Annotated in this window: 16 protein-coding genes; 3 read left to right on the plus strand and 13 right to left on the minus strand. The window is 69.1% G+C overall.

Annotation, left to right across the window (positions count from 1 at the left end; all coding sequences use genetic code 11):
* Positions 1–16: 16 nt before the first annotated feature.
* From JOL79_RS32655 to JOL79_RS32670, 4 genes are all read right to left on the minus strand, one after another.
* Positions 17–703, minus strand: a complete 687-nt coding sequence (locus JOL79_RS32655; RefSeq protein ID WP_210159796.1) for a YesL family protein — start codon at positions 701–703, stop codon at positions 17–19.
* 18 nt (positions 704–721) lie between these two features.
* Entirely contained in the window at positions 722–2,380 is a 1,659-nt protein-coding gene (locus JOL79_RS32660; protein WP_210159797.1) for an ABC transporter substrate-binding protein, read from the minus strand.
* A 63-nt stretch (positions 2,381–2,443) separates the two neighbouring features.
* The gene (locus tag JOL79_RS32665) at positions 2,444–3,316 is read right to left on the minus strand and encodes a carbohydrate ABC transporter permease (protein WP_210159798.1); all 873 of its coding nucleotides are present in this window, start codon (positions 3,314–3,316) and stop codon (positions 2,444–2,446) included.
* Complete coding sequence (locus JOL79_RS32670) at positions 3,313–4,305, minus strand: ABC transporter permease (RefSeq protein ID WP_210159799.1); 993 nt, start codon at positions 4,303–4,305, stop codon at positions 3,313–3,315. Before JOL79_RS32670 ends, JOL79_RS32665 begins: the two co-directional genes overlap by 4 nt.
* Positions 4,306–4,635: 330 nt before the next feature.
* Between JOL79_RS32670 and JOL79_RS32675 the strand changes: the two genes are divergently transcribed.
* Both JOL79_RS32675 and JOL79_RS32680 read left to right on the plus strand, forming a co-directional pair.
* On the plus strand, positions 4,636–5,682 hold the full coding sequence (locus JOL79_RS32675; RefSeq protein WP_210159800.1) for a LacI family DNA-binding transcriptional regulator: 1,047 nt from the start codon (positions 4,636–4,638) through the stop codon (positions 5,680–5,682).
* Between the two features lie 251 nt (positions 5,683–5,933).
* Complete coding sequence (locus tag JOL79_RS32680; RefSeq protein WP_210159801.1) at positions 5,934–6,350, plus strand: cellulose binding domain-containing protein; 417 nt, start codon at positions 5,934–5,936, stop codon at positions 6,348–6,350.
* Positions 6,351–6,395: 45 nt separating this feature from the next.
* Here JOL79_RS32680 and JOL79_RS32685 read toward each other — a convergent pair whose 3' ends face one another.
* Positions 6,396–10,262, minus strand: a complete 3,867-nt coding sequence (locus JOL79_RS32685) for a S8 family peptidase (RefSeq protein ID WP_210159802.1) — start codon at positions 10,260–10,262, stop codon at positions 6,396–6,398.
* 229 nt (positions 10,263–10,491) lie between these two features.
* Positions 10,492–11,115 (minus strand): hypothetical protein, encoded by a 624-nt coding sequence (locus JOL79_RS32690; RefSeq protein ID WP_210159803.1) that lies wholly within the window; start codon positions 11,113–11,115, stop codon positions 10,492–10,494.
* Positions 11,116–11,323: 208 nt separating this feature from the next.
* Here JOL79_RS32690 and JOL79_RS32695 point away from each other — a divergent pair, with 208 nt between their 5' ends.
* Positions 11,324–11,932, plus strand: a complete 609-nt coding sequence (locus tag JOL79_RS32695) for a TetR/AcrR family transcriptional regulator (RefSeq protein WP_210159804.1) — start codon at positions 11,324–11,326, stop codon at positions 11,930–11,932.
* Positions 11,933–12,016: 84 nt separating this feature from the next.
* Here JOL79_RS32695 and JOL79_RS32700 read toward each other — a convergent pair whose 3' ends face one another.
* From JOL79_RS32700 to JOL79_RS32730, 7 genes are all read right to left on the minus strand, one after another.
* Complete coding sequence (locus tag JOL79_RS32700) at positions 12,017–13,039, minus strand: IPT/TIG domain-containing protein (protein WP_210159805.1); 1,023 nt, start codon at positions 13,037–13,039, stop codon at positions 12,017–12,019.
* Between the two features lie 132 nt (positions 13,040–13,171).
* Positions 13,172–13,945, minus strand: a complete 774-nt coding sequence (locus tag JOL79_RS32705; RefSeq protein ID WP_210159806.1) for an IPT/TIG domain-containing protein — start codon at positions 13,943–13,945, stop codon at positions 13,172–13,174.
* 547 nt (positions 13,946–14,492) lie between these two features.
* On the minus strand, positions 14,493–15,971 hold the full coding sequence (locus JOL79_RS32710) for a YVTN family beta-propeller repeat protein (RefSeq protein WP_210159807.1): 1,479 nt from the start codon (positions 15,969–15,971) through the stop codon (positions 14,493–14,495).
* Between the two features lie 107 nt (positions 15,972–16,078).
* Entirely contained in the window at positions 16,079–16,255 is a 177-nt protein-coding gene (locus JOL79_RS32715; RefSeq protein WP_210159808.1) for a hypothetical protein, read from the minus strand.
* Positions 16,256–16,265: 10 nt separating this feature from the next.
* Positions 16,266–17,783 (minus strand): YncE family protein, encoded by a 1,518-nt coding sequence (locus tag JOL79_RS32720; RefSeq protein WP_210159809.1) that lies wholly within the window; start codon positions 17,781–17,783, stop codon positions 16,266–16,268.
* 107 nt (positions 17,784–17,890) lie between these two features.
* On the minus strand, positions 17,891–19,075 hold the full coding sequence (locus JOL79_RS32725; protein WP_210159810.1) for a globin domain-containing protein: 1,185 nt from the start codon (positions 19,073–19,075) through the stop codon (positions 17,891–17,893).
* 72 nt (positions 19,076–19,147) lie between these two features.
* Entirely contained in the window at positions 19,148–19,576 is a 429-nt protein-coding gene (locus tag JOL79_RS32730) for an RrF2 family transcriptional regulator (RefSeq protein WP_210159811.1), read from the minus strand.
* Positions 19,577–19,893: the final 317 nt, after the last annotated feature.

The following is a 19,893-nucleotide window of genomic DNA, read 5'->3' on the forward strand; positions in this document are numbered from 1 at the left end:
ACTCCTTCTGACGACGTCACGCGATGAACGTGTCTCGCACCTCGGCGATCAACGGGCGGCTGTTGAGCAGGAGCAGGGAGGCGAACACCGAGGCCAGCAGCGCCAGCGCCGCCTCCGTGGCGACCAGCGTGACGCCGGCCGCCACGACCAGCAGGCAGGCGTTGACCAGCGCCACCCGGGGGGTGCGGAGCAGGAAGTACGCCGCCAGGCGGGCGACGTCCCGGCCCCTGAACTCGAAGAGCGAGGTGATGACCAGGGCGTTGGCGGTCCAGAGAACCGCCAGCGCCCCGACGACGACCAGGAGCATCGCCCACCAGCCCGGGACGCCGCCGGCGCCGAGGTGCGCCAGGTTGATCCCGACGACGGTCAGCCACGCCAGCGACGGCACCCAGATCTTCGCCACGCCGCGGACGTTCATGGCGTAGCCGCGCCAGAACGCCGCCGCGGGACGCAGGTCCGCCAGATCCAGGCGGCGATGGCGCAACGCGTACAGCGCGGCGGACAGCGCCGGACCCGCCGGGAGCAGGCACACCGCGGCCAGCGGGATGTTCGCGGCGTCGTGGGCGAGCAGGACCAGCCCGGCCAGGCCGGGCAGGGTGGTGGCCAGGAACAGGAGCTCGACCACCATCAGGTGGTACACCAGCGCGGAGGCGCGGGAGAGCGGTCCCTGCCCGAACCGCTGCCCGGCCGTCGTCTCGGTCATCTCAGGGGGCTCCGCGGATCAGCCGTGTTCCTTCTTGTACCGCTCGTAGGCGTTGTTGACCAAATTCACGTAGGACGTCATGTTCTTCGCCTCGAGCTCCTTGACGTACGCGTCCCATTCGGAGAAGTCGCGCTTACCGAGGATGAACTCGAGCGAGTTCTGGGTGGCGTGGTCCTTCAGCGGGGTCTGCCACAGCGAGGCCTGCTCGCGCTCGTCCTCGTTCAGCGGGCTCGGCGGCTTCGGCGGCATGGCGTTCCTGGCGTTCATCACCTTCTGCCACTCGACCTCCTCGTCGGAGAAGGTCGACTGGAGCAGCTCGGTGCTCCCGCCGTAGGCGAACACGCCGTTGGAGAAGCCGAAGTCCTTCTGCAGGTGCTTGGGCGCGCCGGGGTTGAGCCCGACGAAGTCGACGTCGTCCGCGAGCTTGTACTTGCCGGACGCGTCCTTGTTGTACGTCGTCCCCTCGACGCCCCACTTGGCGAACACCTGGCCCTCGTCCGAGTACCAGAGCCAGTCGATGAACTGCATCATCGCGACGAAGTTCTTACTCTCCAGGGCCTTCTTGGAGATCATGATGCCGTTCTCCAGCCGGCTGTCGTTGGAGTCGGCCTTGACGGGCCCGATCGGCCCTATGGGCACCGGGATCTTGGCGAGCGTCGCCTTCGGGTTGGCCTTCTTCAGCGGCGGGCGATACTCGTTGACCAGTGTCTGCGCGTTACCGCTGATCACGAAGGACTTGCCGGACGCCAGCTTCTGGATGGCCTGGTCGTCGGTCTGCGTGAAGCTCTCCGGGTCGAGCAGCTTCTCCGCGACCAGCGTGTGCAGGAACTGCAGCATCTGCTTGTACTGGTCCATGGCGCCCGTGTAGGCGAACTTCCCGGCGTTGGAGTCCCACGTGATGCCGGTCGTGAAGCCCCAGCCGCCGCGGACGCCGCTGCCCAGGCCGAAGACCTGGTTCATCATGGCGCCGCCCGGCGTCGGGATGGCCCACCGGTCGGAGTAGGGATAGGAGTCGGGGTACTCCTCCTTCATCGCCTTCAGCATGGCGTGCACGTCGTCCCAGGTCTGCGGGATCTTCAGCCCGAGCTTGTCGAGGATGTCGGTGCGGACCACCAGGGTGTAGTCGGCCCAGTAGTCCTCGTGGAGGCCGGGGAGCAGGTAGAAACGGCCGTCGGCCTGCCGGAGCGTGTCCAGGTCGGCCTGCAGGTTCCACTTGGCGACCTTGTCCTTGAAGTTCGGCATCAGGTCGAGGTAGTCGCTGACCGGAAGGACGGCGCCGGAGGCGACGAAGGGGACCTCCTGGCCCGGGTAGGTCTTCGGGATGATCATCGGGGCGTCGCCCGCGCCGATGATCAGGCTGCGCTTGTTCTCGTAGTCGCTGAGCGGCACCACGCTCGGCTGCAGCGTCACATTGGTCCGCTTCGTGAGCTCGGACCAGAACAACCAGTCGTTCTTCATGGGATAGAACGGGTGGTTGTTGTAGAGGATGCTGAACGACAAGGGCGCGGCGGCCTTGAACGGCTTGCCGACGGCGTAGTCGGACATCGCGCCGTCCCGCTTCGCCGAGAAGTCGTCGCCGTTCTTCTTGTCGCTCTTATCGTCGCCGCTGCCACAGCCGGCGAGCGCGAGGAACGCGCCCATGGCGACCATCGCCTGACGCCGGTTCATCTGGTGCATGGATGGGGGGTCCTTTCCCTGGGGAACGGGCTGCGTGGGAGAGCGTCTGGAGACCGGGCGCGGCTAGCCCTTCACCGCGCCGAGCATGACTCCCTTGACGAAGTACCGCTGGACGAAGGGGTAGATCGCCAGGATGGGGATGACGGTGAGCACCATCGTCACGGCCTTGATGTTGGTGGCCACGGTCATGTCGGTGGCGTCGGCGCCGACGGAGGTCCCCGTGGTGGCTCCCGCGATGAGATTGCGCAGGTAGACGGTCACGGGGAACAGGTCCGACTGGCTCATGTACAGGAAGGCCGAGAACCACGAGTTCCAGAACGAGACGGCGTAGAACAGCACCATCGTGGCGAGGATCGCCTTCGACAGCGGCAGCACGATCCGGAGCAGGATGCCGTACGTGTTCATGCCGTCGATCGCGGCGGCCTCCTCCAGCTCGCCGGGCAGGCCCTCGAAGAAGGTCTTCATCACCAGGAGGTTGAAGACGCTGATCGCGTTCGGCAGCACGATGGCCCAGATGCTGTCCTTCATCCCGAGGCTGGAGATGAGGACGTAGTTGGGGATCAGGCCGCCGGTGAAGAACATGGTGAAGACCGCGGCCCCGATGAGGAACGTGCGCCCCCGCAGATGTCTCTTCGACAGCACGTAGGCGTAGCACGTGGTCAGGACCATCGCGATGAACGTGGCGACGACCGTGTACACCACAGTGTTGCGATAGTTCGTCCAGAACGTCGGGTCGGAGGCCACGAACGTGTAGGTCTTGAAGGTGAAGCCGACGGGGTAGAGGTTGACCTTGCCCGCGCGGATGGCGAACTCGTCGCTGAGCGAACGGGCGACGATGTTGACGAAGGGATACAGGGTCACGATCACGACGCCGGTCAGGACGACCGCGTTGATCACACGGAACACCCGGTAGCCCCGCGTGTTGTCCACGGTCACCACAGGCTCGCCCCTACGGTACGGCGGGAGATCAGGTTGGCCGACAGCACCAGAGTCAGGCCGATCAGGGCTTCGAACAGGCCGATCGCGGCGGCGTAGCTGAAGTTGTTGGAGACGATGCCCATCCGGTAGAGGTACGTGGAGATCACGTCGGCCGTGGGATACGTCAGCGGGTTGTAGAGCAGCAGGATCTTCTCGAACCCGACCGCCATGAACGTGCCGATGTTGAGGATCAGCAGCGTGAGCGCGGTCGGCAGGATGCCGGGGAGGGTCACGTGCCAGATCTGCCGCCACCGGCCCGCGCCGTCGATCCGCGCCGCCTCGTACAACTGGTCGTCGATGGTCGTGAGCGCGGCCAGATAGATGATCGTCCCCCAGCCGACCGTCTGCCACATCTCCGAGGAGACGTAGATCGTCCGGAACCAGCCCGCCTCCTGCAGGAACGCGACGGGATCGCCGCCCGTGGCCCGCAGGAGCTGGTTCACCGGCCCGTCCAGCGACAGCAGTTCCATGACGAGGCCGGCCACGACCACCATCGACAGGAAGTGCGGCAGGTAGGACACCGACTGCACGAACCGCTTGACGCGGCTGCCGCGGAGCTCGTTGATCAGCAACGCGAGCACGATCGGCATCGGGAAGCAGAACAGCAGGGTCAGCCCGCCGATGATCACGGTGTTCGTGAACACGCTCCAGAACGACGGATCGTTCAGGAACATCCGGATGTAGCGCAGCCCGACCCAGTCTTCGCCGAACACGCTGCCGCCGGGCTCGAACTTCCGGAAGGCGATGATGTTGCCGATCATCGGCAGGTACCGGAACACGAGGAAGAACAGCAGGGGGAGTATCGCCAGCGAATAGAGCTGCCAGTCGCGCCGCAGCGCCTGGCGCCAGGTGCGCCTGGGCGGTCGCCTTCCTCTTCCGGGGTCGGGCCTCGCCCGGCGGGAGCCCACGGTGTCCGGTGACGCGTTGATCGTCCTGGTCGTGCTCATACTCGTGCCTCCGGTGCCATCCGGTGGATCCGCGCCCACGGCCGTGGCCGTCGTTCGTGGCCGACCGCACGCCAGGCGCCGGTGTGGGGCCGTGGCACCACCGCGTCACCGACGCCGTCGGCGGAACGCTCTGTGATGGTTTGGCCTAAAGTTTCGAGAATCTTCGTTAATATTGCGGAAATATAGGACCATCACGCAGGTGCGTCAAGGGGGAAGTCAGGCGGTGTCGAGTGGGGGAGATATAGGCCTACTCATCCCGGATCTCGGCAGATGTCAGACGCTCCCAGTGATAGAGTTTTTCGAAAATTTTCGGAAACGATGAGCGGACCGATGACCAGCCCCTCCTCTCCCGCCCGCCGCCCCCGCCCCGCGACGATCGCGGCCATCGCCGAAGAGCTCGGCGTCTCCGTGACCACGGTCTCCAAGGTCCTCAACGGTCGCCCCGACGTCGCGCCCGACACCCGGGAGCGCGTCGAGGCCGGCCTCGCGCGGCACCGTTACCGTCGCCGTCCCAAGAGGCGGCCCCTCACGGGGAAGATCGACCTGGTCTTCCACCAGCTCAACTCCGCGTGGTCGATGGAGATCATCCGCGGGGTCGACGCCGTCGCCACCCCGGCGCGGATCGAGGTCGTCCTCTCCCACCTGGACGGGGCGCAGCGGCCGCCGGCGGGATGGCTGGACGAGGTGCTCGACCGCCGGCCCCTCGGCGTGCTCCTCGTCATGTGCGAGCTCACGCCGGCCGAACAGCAGCGGCTGTGGCGGCAGCAGATCCCGGTCGTCGTCGTGGCCATGGACAGTGCGACCTCGCCGTCCGTGCCCACCGTCGGCTCGAACAACTGGAACGGCGGCCTGCTCGCCACCCGTCACCTGCTTGAGCTGGGCCACCGTCGGATCGGGATCGTCTCCGGCCCCGAGGAGATGCTGTGCAGCAGGGCACGGGTCGCCGGTTTCCGCGTCGCCCACGACGAGGCGGGGCTCGCCGTCGATCCCGCCCTGGTGCGATACGGCAATTTCTACGTCGACGCCGGCTTCGAGCACGGCATGGATCTGCTGACCCGGCCCGACCGGCCGACCGCCGTCTTCGCCGGCTCCGACCAGCAGGCGATCGGCGTCATCCGGGCGGCCCGGCGGCTCGGCCTCGACGTCCCCGCGGACCTGTCGGTGATCGGTTACGACGACCTGCCGCTCGCGACCTGGATGGATCCCGCGCTCACCACCGTCAATCAGCCGATCCGCCACATGGCGGGCGTCGCGACCCAGATGCTGCTCGACCTGGCCAGGGGCGAAGACGTGGCCACGAGCCGGATCGACCTCGCGAACGAACTCGTGATCCGCGAAAGCACGGCGCCGCCCGCGCACCGGCCGTCCGTGCGGTGAAACGTTCAGCCCGGCCGGCCCGCCGATCGGCCGGATCCACGGTCTGACCTGCGTGAGCGGCATCCGGACCCCGCGCCGGCCGGGCCGGTCGCGGCGGGCGGGCGCGGCTGTTGACAGCGGGCCACTCCGGGCCGAGCATCCAGATCGCAGCCTCACGAGCACCCTCACCGCCATGTCCCCGGTCCACGCCGATCGCCGGGCCCCGTCCGTCGTCGGCACGGGGAGCACCGTCGTCCCATGAAGGGAAACCGATGCGCATTCCGCGACGCCTGGCAAGGACCGGCGTGGCCGGGATCGTCCTGGCCGCCGCACTCGGCGGCTCGGCGCGGGCCTCGACGCTGGGTCTGTCCGACTACGGCTGCGAGGTGACCTACACCTCGATCGCCTGGTCGACCGGATTCAGCATGAACCTGACGATCGCCAACACGGGCACGCTGACCTTCAGTCCGTGGATCCTGCAGTTCGTCTTCTCCGGGTCACAGCACGTCGACACCGCCTGGAGCGGCACCTGGTCGCAGACTCCTCCGAGCGTCCAGGTGACCAACCCGGCCTGGCACAACGCCATCGCTCCCGGGACGACCTACGCCGTCGGGTTCAACGCCACCGGCACCGCCGAGACGCCGGCCCGCTTCACCCTCAACGGAGTTCCCTGCAAGGTCACGTCGTGACCGGACCGGAGGCCCGAGCCGGTGGCTCGGGCCTCCGGCAGGGTGTCACCTCAGGCCGAAGGCCCGTACGACGGTCTGAGTGACGGTGTTGCCCACGGTGTCCTCGGCGTGGGTCCGCAGAGTCACCGCGCCGGCGCCCCGCGGGGCGTCCAGCCCGACCGTCCACCCGTGCGCGCAGCGGGTGGCCTTCGCCTTGCGCCAGGTGGTCCCGTCGTCGTAGGACACTTCGACGGTGACCGTCTTGATCGTCCCGGCGCCCTCCGCGAACGGCATCTGCAGCGGCGTGACCGTGAGGTCCGCCCGGCGGCCGGCCCGGCCGTCGGAGTCCAGATCGACGTCGTAGTCGACCTGGATGAGCGGCAGGGGCATCGTGTGGTCGGTCTCGATGTAGCCGGTCGTGAAGTTCCACTCGGTGAGGGTCCGCGTCGAGTACGGGTACAGCGACGCGTCCCGGGCGGCCTCGTTGACCAGCCGGTAGGGCAGCCGGTCGGGGCTGACGATCGGGGTCATGAGCACCGACCGGTCGTCCCGGTCGTTGCTCGCGCGCTCGACCAGGGCGTCCCCCTGATAGAGCGAGATCGTCTGGGTGACGCGCGGGGTGAACAGCATCTCCCCTGTGTGGCTGCCGCCGGAGGAGCCCCACGAGGGTACGGAGATCACCAGGGCGTCGCCGCCGCGCTCGGGGAACCAGCCGGTGCCGTTCATCCGAGGGCGTTGCACGGGCCCGAACCAGTGCGACTGACTGGTCCGGCCGCCCGGGTAGGTCAGCAGGTCGGAGCGCTCCTGGACGCCGTCGTGCAGGACCAGCGCCTGCTCGACCCAGCGCACGCCGCCGTCCGCGGACACCCAGTCGGTGCGGGTGCCGCGGGCCGGCCCGTCGGTGAGGTAACCGCCGTATCCGGACCGCCCGTCGGCCAGCACCTCGGTGCGAATGTCACGAGCCGAGTCCTGCCGGTGGTTGTCGAACGACATCTCGACCCGGGCGAGGTCGCGCTTGCCGGGCCGGTAGACCGGGTCCGCGGGCACCGCGCCGGTCCACTGGTGGACCAGGTCGTAGAGGTAGCCGACCTCGGGGTGGGAGGTCACCCGCAGCGGAGCCCTGCCGCGCTTCAGGATGCGGCCGATCAGGCGCTCGCCCTCGTCCTTGGTCACGGAGGCCACCGGCAGCGGGCCGGCGGTCTCCACCGCGTCCCACGCGTCCAGCCTGCCCTGGCCGTCGCCCACGAGGAGCAGCAGCTTCGCCCCGGCCGCGCGCGCGGCCTCGGCCATCGCGACGGGGTCGGCGTCGTCGGTCCACCGTACGACCGCCACCCGGCCCGCGACCTTCGCCGCGGCGAACTCGGCCGCGCTGCCCTGGCCGGCGAACACGGCGTCGTAGGTGCGCCGGCCCTCGGCCAGCGGCGTGTAGCGCGACTGGATCAGCAGGTCGCCGAAGTCGCCGTCCTCCGAGGAGACCGCCAGGCGGGGCTGCTCGTCGCGCCAGCGCGCGACCAGGCTCAGCTCGCCGTCGGTCACCTTGGCGCCGGTCGGCAGCGCCCACATGCTGTCGTACCGGACACCGAGCAGGGTGCTGTCGGAGACGTAGCCGTCGCCGAATCCGCGGGTGAAGTCCATGCGCGACTCGGCCGTCGTCCTGTCCTGGTCTTCGCCGGGCGGCAGGACGGCGGACAGCCGGCGCGTGCCGGAGGCGTCCAGGGTGACCTCGGTGTCGGCGGTGAGGTTGACCCGCGGCTTGGCGATCAGGGCCCGGCCGAGCGAGTGGGGGCCGTTGGCGCCCTCCACGTCTCCCCACATCCAGATCGAGTACGTGCCGGTCGGCAGGCGCAGCGTGGTCGTCCCGGACTCGTCGATCGTGAACCCGTCGAGGGTCTGGTGCCCGTCCGGCAGCCGGCGGGTCACCACGAGGTCACCGGCGAGCGGACGGCCGGACCGGTCCCTTGCGTGGACCGTGAGGACGGCCCGCTCGCCCTCCTTGTAGTAGCCGAGCACGGTGTGGGCCCGCACCACCCCGTTGTCGTCCGCCGCGTCGAGCCGTGCGGCCAGGTGACTGTCGAGTTCGGCCTGGTCGAGGTTCACCGCGACGTCCACGGTGGCGGTGCCGTGCGCGGGAACGGTGACCGAGCTCGCGGAGGGCTCGAACAGGCCCTGGGGCGCACCGCCGGTCACGGTGAGGTGCAGGGTGACCGGGGAGTCGCCGGTGTTGGTGTAGGTCACCGGGCGGCTCGCGCGCTGGCCGGGGGAGTAGGGCCAGTGGGCGCCGATGTAGGCGGTGCCCGTGGCGAAGACGCTGCCGCCGACGGCGGCGGAGGCGTCGACCAGACCGCCGCCCACCTGGTAGGGGGTGAACTGGAAGAGGACCTTGCTGGTGCTCACCAGCGCGTCCTTGAGCCGCTGCCCGGTCCAGTCCGGATGCGCCGCGGCGAGCAGCGCGGCCACTCCCGCGACGTGCGGGGTCGCCATGGACGTGCCGCTCATCGTCTGGTACGCGCCCTCTCCCTCGGGGGCGTACTGCGAACGGGCGGCCAGCACGTCCACGCCGGGCGCGGAGATCTCCGGCTTGAGGCCGTAGTCGCCGACGCGCGGGCCTCTGCTGGAGAAGGCGGCGAGTGCGGTGCCCTTCCCTCCGACGCTCACCGCCGCCACCGCGAGCGCCGAGTCGGCCACGGCGGGGGTGCTGACGGTCTCGTCCTCGGGACCGGAATTGCCCGCGGCGATGGTGAACAGGGCGCCGGTCTCCTCGCTGAGCCGGTTGACGGCCTGGCTGAGCGGGTCGGTGCCGTCGGTCGGGCCGGCCCCGAGGCTCATGCTGATGACCTTGGCCTTCTGGTCACGGGCGGCCCACTCCATGCCCGCGATGATCCAGGAGTCCTGACCGCTGCCGCTGTTGTCGAGCACCTTGCCGATCAGGAGGTCGGCGCTGGGGGCGACACCCTTCTCCAGGCCGTCGGACGCGGCGCCGGTGCCCGCGATCGTCGAGGCGACGTGCGTGCCGTGGCCGTTGCGGTCGGTCACGTCCACGCCCGGGACGAAGGTGGCGGACTGGGTGATCCGATCCTTCAGGTCGGGGTGTTCGGCGTCCACTCCGGTGTCCAGCACGGCGACCTTCACGCCAGTGCCGGTGTTCCCCTTGGCCCACACCTCGGGCGCCCGCACCTGGGCCACGGTGTCGGCCAGGTCGGCCTTGGCCTTGCCGTCCAGCCACACCTTGGCGATGCCGCCCGTGAGCGGGGTCCCCGGGGCGGGTGCGGTGGCCGAGCCCTGCGCCCGGGAGGAGGCCCCCGCGCCGGTGAGTGAGCTCCAGAAGTCCGCCGCCCGGTCGTGGCCGGCGCTCAGCGCCGCGCCCTGGATGCTGCTGAGCGTCCGGACCTTCTCCGCGCCGCTCGGCACCGCCTCCGCCCGCTTGCGCGCCGCGGCGTCGGTGTAGGTCACGATCAGCGGAATGTGGTCGCTGCTCGCGTCGTCGTAGCCGTCGGCGACGAGCTGGGTTACGTCGAACAGCGACCGGTCGAGCAGCCCGGCGTCCACGTAGGGCGTGGCCGCGTCCGGCAGGACGTACACGTCGTGGCCGACGGTGGTGACCCGGGCGGCGGCCCGGCGCCCCTGCGGGCCCTGGATGGAGACGATCGCCGGCGCGTCACGGCCCGGCCGGTAGGTGACCTTGTCGCCGGTGATGAGGGTGACGGTGCGCGTGCCGCCGGCCGCGCCAACGGCGCCGGACGGGCCGTTGGCCGCGGTCGCGGCGGAAGCGGCCGGGGTGGACGAGGCCGCGGTGGGAGCGGCCGTCTGTCCGGGGGCCGGATCGGGGGAGGCGGCGGAGGCTGTTCCGCCGGTGAGCGGCGAGGCCGCCAGGACGAGGGTGAGTCCCGCGGACAGGGTGATGAACCCGCGCCGAAGGGGAGGGGGGCGGTGCACGGAGCCACTCCAAAAACTAGGCAAATCTCCAGAAATCACTCGTAATGCCGGTAATGCTGGTGAGGCAGATGTGGCTGCGGCAACGCATGGGATTGGCGAAGGTGTGTCATGTCGCATCTGCGACAGGACCCGCATCCCGCGGGGCGTCGTGCGTGGAGGTGGCGAAGGCCGGCCGGTGCATCCGGGAGATTCTGGATCCCGGCACTCTGGTCAAGGAGTGCGCGGACGACTACGCGTCCCGGTTCCTGCTGGTGGGTCCGTCGAATACAGGTGCGGTGGAGGGGGAGGCCGGCGCGGTTCCCTTCGCGGCGCGGCCGAGGCGGATGGCCGAGATGAGGAAGAAGATGCCGCCGGGGACGGCGTAGCCGGCCGCGTTGATCAGCGTCGGGTTCGCCGCGGAGGCGCCGAGGATGAACGACGCGCCGGCGAGGACGGAGACGCCGCCGCTGATGATCATTGGCCACTGGCCGCCCATCCTGCGGCGGGTGACCCCCAAGATCAGCTGGACCAGTCCGGCCACGACGGCCCAGGCGCCCCAGACGCGCAGCACCGCAGGGATACCGGACGCGCAGGCGATGGCCACGCCGATGGCGGTGATCAGGCTGATCGCGATGTTCACGTACAGCAGGGCAGGTGATCCGGTGGTGCGCGAGGCGCGGGCGTCGATGATGGCGGCGGCCACGTCGAACAGCGGGTAGAGCACGAGCAGAGTGACCGCGAGCGGACTCAGGTTCGCGGCGGTCGTGAACATCACGAGGGCCCAGACGATGGCGAACGCGAAGCGGACGAAGTACAGCCGCCGCAGCGCGGACGCGGTCCCGGACATGCCGGGCGAAGCAGCGATGGCGCTCATGGTGAGCCTTTCAGGGTTTGAGTGACGAGGAGACCGCCTTGCTCGTTCCGGAAAGGCACTCCCGGCGACGCGGGCGCTGCTGACTCCGTGAAGATGACGGAGTCACTGGAGCGACCCTCCTGCAAGACAGAACGTTCTACCTCGCACAGCCTGCAATCCGCCGTGCGAACTTGTCAAGACCGAACGTTCTACCTACTAGAGTGGTCTCATGCGCAACGAAGTCGAAGGGCGGCGGTCCGAAGCGCGGTCCCGGCTGCTCAACACGGCCACCCGGCTCTTCTACGCGGAGGGCATCCACGCCGTCGGAATCGATCGCATCGTCGCCGAAGCGCAGGTGACGCGGGCCACCCTCTACCGGCACTTTCCCGGCAAGGAAGATCTCGTCCTCGCCTACCTGAACGAGGTCGACCGAGCCATGCGGAGTCAGGCGGACGAGGCCATCGCCGCCGGACTACCGGCGGCCGGCACCATCCTCGCCCTCAGCAAGTCCATCGCCCAAGGCATCCAGTCGCCCGGCTTCCGGGGATGCGCCTTCCTCAACGCCGCCGCCGAGCATCCCGACCCCGAGTCGCCGGTGCACACGGCCGTGCTCGCCCACCGCCAATGGTTCCTGGAAACCGTCACGGAACTGCTGGCCAAGATCCAGAAGACCGGCGCCGAGTCCGCCGCCCGCCACTTCGTGATGATGCGCGACGGCGCCATGGCCGCCGGCTGCCTGTTCGACCCGGTGCTGATCTGCGAGACCTTCCTGCACGGAGTCGAGAGGCTCCTGCAGGTTTATGCCGCCACCGACTACAGCGGACGGGCGGGCGTCTGAAGCCGCAGGAGTCCGCTCAGGAATGACGAACAACGGCTCTGTCTCTCTTTCACCGGACAGACCCGTTGGGCGGCAGCGTGAGCGTCATTCGTACGTGTAGAGGGGGCCGGCGCCGGAGGTGCCGCCCGCTGAGGCCACGGTGACGGTGACCGTTCCCGTTCCGGGTGGGGCCGTGGCGACGAGGAAGGTGTCGGAGACGATCGTGAACGGGGCGGGGATGCCGCCGAAGCGCACGTCGGTGGCGTAGGTGAAGTCGGAGCCGGCCACGGTGACGGGGTTGCCGCCGAAGGTCGGTCCCTGGCTGGGGGTGAGGGTGGTCACGGTGGGTGCGGCGAGGTAGGTGAAGGAGGTGAGCGGGCCGGGCCCGCTGGTGCCTGCGGGGGTGGTGACGGTCACGGTGACGGTGCCGCTTCCGGGCGGTGTCGTGGCGGTGATCACGGTGTTGGACATGACGGTGAACGCGGGCGCGGGTGTGGCGTCGAACCGTACGGCGGTGGCGCCGGTGAAGCCGGTGCCGGTGAGGGTCACGGTGGTGCCGCCGGCCAGGGGGCCCTGGTCGGGGGTGACCTCGACCAGGACGGGCGGGGTGGCGGGGGCGGCGGGCTGGTAGGCGTAGCCCACCGGGTAGCTGACCCCGCCCGGGGTGGTGACCGTCACCAGGACCGGGCCCGTGGTGGCGCGCGGCGGGATCGTCACGGTGATCTGGGTGGCCGACACGACGGTGAACGCGGCGGAGATGGGGCCGAACGACACCAGGGTGGCGCCGGTGAAGCCGGTGCCGGTGAGGGTCGCGGTGGTGCCGCCCGCCGTGGGGCCCTGATCGGGGATCAGGCTGAGCACGACGGGCGCCGGGGCCGTGGTGTAGGTGAACGGCACGTTCTGGGTGCTGGTGCCCCCGGATCCGGTGACCGTCACGTTCACCGTTCCGGCCCCGGGCGGGGTGACGGCGGTGATGTGCGTGTCGGACAGCACGGTCAGCCCGAGGGCGGTGGCGCCGCCGAGCCGCACCGCTGAGGCGTTGGCGAAGCCGGTGCCGGTGACGGAGATCATGGTGCCGCCGGCGCTGGACCCCTGGTTGGGGGTCACACCGGTCACTACCGGGGCCATGGATGCGTCGTCCCTTCTCTCGATCGGGGGCGAGCCCCCGGCCCGGCGTCGCGACGTGTGCCGCGGCCGGGCCGGGCGTGCCTGCTGCTGGGGTCCCTTCCGGATCTGGTGCCGGATCAGGTGAAGGTGGGATCAGGTGTAGGTGAAGGTGACCGGTGTGCTGCCGCCGCCGGGCGTGGTGACGACGACGTCGATCGCGCCGGTCGGTCCGGTGGGGGCGGTCGCGATGATCACGGTGTCGGAGTTGGGGGTGAAGTCGGCGTCGACGCCGTCGAAGGTGACGCTGACCGCCGAGCCGACGAAGGCCGTGCCCGTGATGATGACGAGGGTGCCCGCGGAACCGGTGTTGGGGTTCAGGTCGGTGACGGTCGGGGTGTCGAACAGCGCGATCGCGTTGGTCACCGTGGCGGTGCCCCCCGCCGTGCGAACCGCCGCGCCGAAGCTCTGGAACCAGGGGTTGGCCCCCAGCGGGGTGACCGCGATGGGTGTCGCCGTCACGCTGACGTCGCTGGTGACGGGCGTGGTCAACGTGCCGGTGACCGTGCCGAACTGGATCCGGTTGGTCGTCAGCAGACTCTCTCCGGTGAACGTGACGGCGGACGGCGTCGCCGCCGACCCCTCCACCGGAGCGACGCCGGAGACGAACGGCGGATCGATGTAGTAGAACGGCAGCGCGTTGCTCGTGCCGCTGGGCGCCACGACGCTGACGGTCGTCGGGCCGCAGGCCGAGGGCAGCACGCAGGTCACCTGGGTGGCGGTGACCGTGCCGGGGGTGACCGTGCGGGTGCCGATCCGGACACCGGTCGAGCCGGTCAGGCCCGTGCCGGTGATGGTGAGGGTCTGCCCGTAGCTGCCCTGGTTCGTGCCCTGCGGGGCCGCGCTGAGCGTGGTGATGACAGGTGCCATGAGAGAATCTCCATTTCTCTTTGGAACGCTCCATCTGGAAGCGTCCTGGCGATGCCTGGATGCCTGCTGGGAGTTTTAGACGACGGACTCGCCGCGTTTTGCCAGTGGTTTTGGCGGAAGCGCTGAACGAACTCGTCTAGCGGCGATCACGCGCGGATGGGAACGTCGCCGGCGCGTGAACGCCCGATCCTGATCACCGGAAGGGGCGTGGGATGGACGCGCATGTAGGGGGCGTCCCATGGGAGGTCTTCCGGGTGAACGGGAGAGTCGTGGACGCCTCCCCGGCATGAGGGATGCCCGGAGAGAAGGCGTGTCCGGACGCATTCGGGTCTCCGGCGAGGAGGCGGGTAGTCAGCTTTGGGGAAGCATCATCAGCCCCGAAATAGCGAAAGATGCCGTAGGTGATATAGCCAGAGAATTTTCTCTGTTAGGCAGATTGAACGCCCGAGAGCCGCCCCTGTAAAGGGGTGACTCCCGGGCGTTAATGGCAGGTAAGCAGGCTGTGACCAGCGCGCTTATGGTATATGGCGCAATAGGCCACCATTCATTATTGATGCTGATATTTGCGGTTATATGGTGACATGTGCGCGCGGGAGCGTCGCTTCCGCGGGTGCTCCTTCGCGGTCCATCCATCCATGCCGATGATGGTCGGAGCGGACTGGATGTTGGTGTGGTGGGCGTATGAGTTGTCGGACTGGTGCTGTTCGGATGTGGTCGTGACGGGATCGAGGCTCTCCGTCTGGTGCCGGACCTTGGTGTGCTGATCGCTGTGCTGGCTCTGCTGCGTGGTGGGCTGTCCCTGTGCGGACGGCACGGCTGGCTGCCCGCTCGCCGCCGCGAGGCCGGCCGTTCCCGCCGGAAGCGCTATCCACTCGGGGCTGTCGCCGACGCCGATGGTGGCGATCACGGCGTTGGTCGCCGTGTCGATGACCGACACGTCGTTCGAGAGCTCGTTGGCCACGTAGAGGCGCGTGCCGTCCGGACCGAACACCGGTGCGAAGGGGCCGCTACCGACGGGAATGGTGGCGATCACGGTGTTGGTCGCGGTGTCGATGACCGACACGTTATTCGAGGCGAAGTTGGCCACGTAGAGGCGGGTGCCGTTCCGGCTGAGCGCCGCGAATTCGGGGCCGGCGCCGACGGGCATGGTGGCGATCACGGTGTTGGTCGCGGTGTCGATGACCGACACGTTGTTCGAGGCGAAGTTGGCCACGTAGAGGCGGGTGCCGTTCCGGCTGAGCACGGGGTAGTAGGGGCTGAGGCCGCTGACCGGGATGAGCGCGATCGTGGTGTTGGTCGTGGTGTCGATCACCGCCACCTGGCTCGTGATCGCGTCGGCCACGTAGAGGCGGCTGCCGTCCGGGCTGAGCGCCGCGAACTGGGGACGGCTGGCGGCGCCCGTGGACGGTGTGGCGATCTCGGTGTTGGTCCTGGTGTCGATCACCGATACGTTGTCGGAGAAGCTGTTGGTCGTGTAGAGGCGGGTGCCGTTGCGGCTGAGCAGCGGGTAGAAGGGGACGATGCCGCTGACGGAGATGATGGCGATCACGGCCCTGGTGGTGGTGTCGATCACCGACACATTGGCCGAGAACGCGTTGGCCACGTAGAGACGGCTGCCGTCCGCGGTGATCGCCGAGTAGATCGGATTCGAACCGACGGGGACGCGGGCGATCTCGGTGTCGGTCCTGGTGTCGATCACCGACACGTTGTTGGAGCCGGAGTTGATCACATAGAGGCGGCTGCCGGCCGGGCTGAGCTGGAGGAAGACGGGGCCGTCTCCCACGGGTATGGTGGCGGTCACCGTGTTGGTCGAGGTGTCGATCACCGAGACCTGGTCTGAGGCGAAGTCGGCCACGTAGGCGAAGACCGGCTGCTGGGCCCCGGTCGCCGGCGGTGCCACCGCGGCCAGCAGGATCAGGATCAGGGCGGTGAAAGGCCAGAGACGAGGTCGCCGGCCGCCGCGACGCGTGTGCGGCGGCCGGCGCCGGCGGCTCCCCGTCCAGTTGGTGATCGATTGAGTAGGCATGGAGAACCTCCGTCGACGTGAGACGGATCTCGTTCTACGTGGACACGATCAGTTGGCCCGAAGAGGGCGCACCGACTTTCACACTCGTAAACGCCGTATTGGCATACTCATGATCGCCCGGCGAGCCACAGATCGGGGCCGAAGACCTCGTAGTGGATGTCCGAGGCGAGAACGCCACGCGCGATGAGCTGTGTGTGGCGCCGGGCAGCGCCGATCCCCGCCGAGGCGAGGAGCAGTGGTCCGTCGCCCGGAGGCAGGGTCAGGCCGCCGAACGGCGCGGACACCCGGAGCACATCAGTGGCGTGTTGCGCGGGAGCGGCCTCCGGCAGGCCGGTGCGAGGCCATGGGCCGTGCCAGTCCGGCGGCGGGTCGGCCCGACGGGCGGGAGCGTCGCTTCCGTGGGCGCTCCTTCGCGGTCCATCCGCCCATGCCGATGATGGTGGGAGCGGACTGGATGTTCGTGTGGTGGGCGTATGAGTTGTCGGACTGGTGCTGCTCGGATGTGGTCGTGACGGGATCGAGGCTCTCCGTCTGGTGCCGGACCTGGGTGTGCTGATCGCTGTGCTGGCTCTGCTGCGTGGTGGGCCGTCCCTGGGCGGACGGCACGGACGGCTGCCCGCTCGCCGCCGCGAGCCCGGCCGTTCCCGCCGGAAGTGCTATCCACTGGGGAACTTCGCCGACGCCGATGGTGGCGATCACGGTGTTGGTCGTGGTGTCGATGACGGACACGTTGTTCGAGAGCTCGTTGGTCACGTAGAGGCGCGTGCCGTCCGGACCGAGCACGGGCACGAAGGGTGAGTCGCCGACGGGGATGGTGGCGATCACGGCGTTGGTCGCGGTGTCGATCACGGATATGGTGCCCGAGAACATGTTGGCCACGTAGAGGCGGGTGCCGTTCCGGCTGAGCGCCGCGAATTCGGGGCCGTCGCCGACGGGGATGGTGGCGATCACGGCGTAGGTCGCGGTATCGATCACCGCCACGCTGTTCGAGAAGAAGTCGGGCACGTAGAGGCGGGTGCCGTTCCGGCTGACCACCGGATAATAGGCGCCCGAGCCCCCGAGGGGGACGGTCGCGATCACGGTGTTCGTCCTGGTGTCGATCACGGATATGGTGCCCGAGAACACGTTGGTCACGTAGAGGCGGGTGCCGTCCGGGCTGAGCGCCGAGAACTGGGGACCGCTGCCGGCGCCCGTGGACGGCGTGGCGATCACGGTGTTGGTCCTGGTGTCGATCACCGACACGTTGTCCGAGAACGTGTTGGTCGTGTAGAGGCTGGTCCGGTTGAGCGCCGGGTAGAAGGGGTCGGTGCCGCCGACGGAGATGGTCGCGATCACGGCCCTGGTCGCGGTGTCGATCACCGACACGTTGTCGGAACCGGAGTTGAGCACGTAGAGGCGACTGCCGTCAGCGGTGATCGCCGAGTAGACGGGTTGAAGACCGACGGCGACGCGGGCGATCTCGGTGTTGGTCCTGGTGTCGATCACCGACACGTCGAAGGAGAGCGCGTTGATCACGTAGAGGCGGCTGCCGTCCGGGCTGAGCTGGAGGAAGCCGGGACCGTTTCCCACGGGCACGGTGGCGGTCACCGTGTTGGTCGCGGTGTCGATCACCGAGACCTGGTCTGAGGCGAAGTCGGCCACGTAGGCGAACACCGGCTGCTGGGCCGCGGTCGCCGGCGGCGCCACCGCCGCCAGCACGATCAGGACCAGCGCGGCGAAAGGCCAGACACGAGGTCGCCGGCCGTCGCGACGTGTGTGCGGCGGCCGGCGCCGGCGGCTCCCCGCCCAGCTGGTGATCAAGTGCGTAGGCATGGAGAACCTCCGTCGACGTGAGACGGATCTCGTTCTACGCGGAAACGATCACTCCGCCCGAAGACGGCGCACCGACTTTCACACTCGTAAACGCCGTATTGGCACAGTCATGATCGCCCGGCGATCCACAGATCGGGGCCGAAGACTTCGTAGTGGATGTCGGAGGCGGGAACGCCACGCGCGATGAGCTGCTCGCGCACGGCCCGCATGAAGGGCAGCGGGCCGCAAAGGCAGGCCACCACGCCGTCCGGCAGGTCGATCGCGGACAGGTCGGCCCGGCCGACGGCGGGCGTGGGACGGCAGGAGCACTCCGGCGCCTCCTCGTACCAGCGGTGGAGTGTGGCGCCGGGCAGGCTCTCGACCAGTTCCTTGAGTTCGTGACGGTGGACGTGGGAGTCCGGGGCGCGGTCGGCGTGCACGACCACGACGCGCCGCTCCGATCCGGTCGCGACGAGGTGGTCGATCATCGACAGGATCGGCGTGGCCCCGATCCCCGCCGAGGCGAGCAGCAGCGGTCCGTCGCCGGGAGGCAGGGTCAGGTCGCCGAACGGCGCGGACACCCGGAGCACGTCGCCGGCCCGGACGTTTTCGCACAGCCAGTTCGACACCTCACCGTCCGGGGCGGCGTCGCCGCGGACGCGCTTGACGGTGATCCGCCAGTCGCCCCGCTCGGGAGCCAGGGACAGGCTGTACTGCCGGATCTGCCGCGCGCCGTCCGGCAATGTGACCTGCACACTCACGTACTGTCCCGGCCGGAAGGGCATCGGGGAGCGCGGACGGAGAAGGAAGGAGACCGCCTCAGGCGATTCCGCGCGCCGCGCGACCACGGTCGCGTCGGACCAGCCGCGGCCCGACTCGCGGTAGAGGTCGCGCTCCAGGCCGATGAGCGTCTCGGCCATCAGCCAGTAGACCTCGTCCCAGGCCTCGGCCACCTCGGGGGTGACGGCGTCGCCGAGCACATGGGCGATCGCGCCGAACAGGTATTTGTGCACCACAGCGTACTGGTCCTCGGTGATCCCGAGGGAGGCGTGCTTGTTGGCGATCCTCGACAGCATCGTGCCGGGAAGCTCACCCGGGCGCTCCACCAGGGCGGTCGCGAAGGCGGCGATCGAGCCCGCGAGGGCGACCCGCTGCTCGCCGTTGGCCTGGTTGCCGCGGTTGAACAGGTCACGCAGCAACTCCGGGTTGTCCGCGAACATCGTGTCGTAGAAACGCGCGGTGATGGCCTCGATGGCCTGGCCGACCGCGGGCAGGGTGGCGCGCACGGTCGCGGCGGACTCGGTGGAGAGCACAGCATCCTCCTAATTGGTATTTGATCTGCAAATTAAAATCCATGAGACTGCCCGCCCCTAAGCGGGAGAGCGTCAGGAAAGTCCGATCAGGACGGGCCCGGTCGGCGATGCGACCAGGTCGCTCACCGTGACGGGATCGAGGGAGGCGTAGAACGCCTGCTGCGCCGCGCGCAGCGCGCCCCGCAGCCGGCAGGCGGCCCGTAGCGGGCAGGGAGTCTCCCCCTCGCAGGTGACGACTTCCTCCTCCCCCTCAAGCTCGCGGACCAGCCACCCGATCGAGGCGGTGCGGCCGAACCCGGTGAGTTCGAGACCGCCGCCGCGCCCCCGGCGCGCCTCCACCATGCCGAGGTGCTGCAGGCGGGCGATGGCCTTGGCCGTGTGGTTGTACGGGATCGCCATCGCGTCGGCCACCTGGCGGGTGGTGAGCGTCGCCCCCGGCTCCATGACGGCCAGGCGCATGGTGACCCTCAGGGCGAGATCTGTGAACTTCGTCAACCGCACGTCTCGACGCTAACAAATACGCATCTAAGAGTCTAATTTAAGCGGGAGAGATCCTGGTCACAGGATGCCGCAGTGAGGGCCCCGCGCCCCTCGCCGCCCGCGCTCGTGGCGGCCGGCCGTCCGCGGACGCCTGTCCGGTCATCCGTGGGGCTAAGCGTCGAATCGATTCGAACGTCTGCCGGGGGACCGTGTCAGGGGAAGGGGTGTGGGGGTCCGGTGGTGGCGCGGAGGGAGATGGGTGGGGTGAGGAGGAGGTGTTGGTGGGGGGTGGTGGGGTTGGTGATGCGGTTGATGAGGAGGTTGACGGCGTTGGTGGC

It is taken from the genome of Microbispora oryzae (genome assembly GCF_017896165.1).
Lineage (GTDB): Bacteria > Actinomycetota > Actinomycetes > Streptosporangiales > Streptosporangiaceae > Microbispora > Microbispora oryzae.

Coding starts and splice junctions, on each gene's coding strand:
- JOL79_RS32655 (WP_210159796.1), bottom strand. CDS start 703: ATGACCGAGACGACGGCCGGGCAGCGGTTCGGGCAGGGACCGCTCTCC.
- JOL79_RS32660 (WP_210159797.1), bottom strand. CDS start 2,380: ATGCACCAGATGAACCGGCGTCAGGCGATGGTCGCCATGGGCGCGTTC.
- JOL79_RS32670 (WP_210159799.1), bottom strand. CDS start 4,305: ATGAGCACGACCAGGACGATCAACGCGTCACCGGACACCGTGGGCTCC.
- JOL79_RS32675 (WP_210159800.1), top strand. CDS start 4,636: ATGACCAGCCCCTCCTCTCCCGCCCGCCGCCCCCGCCCCGCGACGATC.
- JOL79_RS32680 (WP_210159801.1), top strand. CDS start 5,934: ATGCGCATTCCGCGACGCCTGGCAAGGACCGGCGTGGCCGGGATCGTC.
- JOL79_RS32690 (WP_210159803.1), bottom strand. CDS start 11,115: ATGAGCGCCATCGCTGCTTCGCCCGGCATGTCCGGGACCGCGTCCGCG.
- JOL79_RS32695 (WP_210159804.1), top strand. CDS start 11,324: ATGCGCAACGAAGTCGAAGGGCGGCGGTCCGAAGCGCGGTCCCGGCTG.
- JOL79_RS32700 (WP_210159805.1), bottom strand. CDS start 13,039: ATGGCCCCGGTAGTGACCGGTGTGACCCCCAACCAGGGGTCCAGCGCC.
- JOL79_RS32705 (WP_210159806.1), bottom strand. CDS start 13,945: ATGGCACCTGTCATCACCACGCTCAGCGCGGCCCCGCAGGGCACGAAC.
- JOL79_RS32710 (WP_210159807.1), bottom strand. CDS start 15,971: ATGCCTACTCAATCGATCACCAACTGGACGGGGAGCCGCCGGCGCCGG.
- JOL79_RS32720 (WP_210159809.1), bottom strand. CDS start 17,783: ATGCCTACGCACTTGATCACCAGCTGGGCGGGGAGCCGCCGGCGCCGG.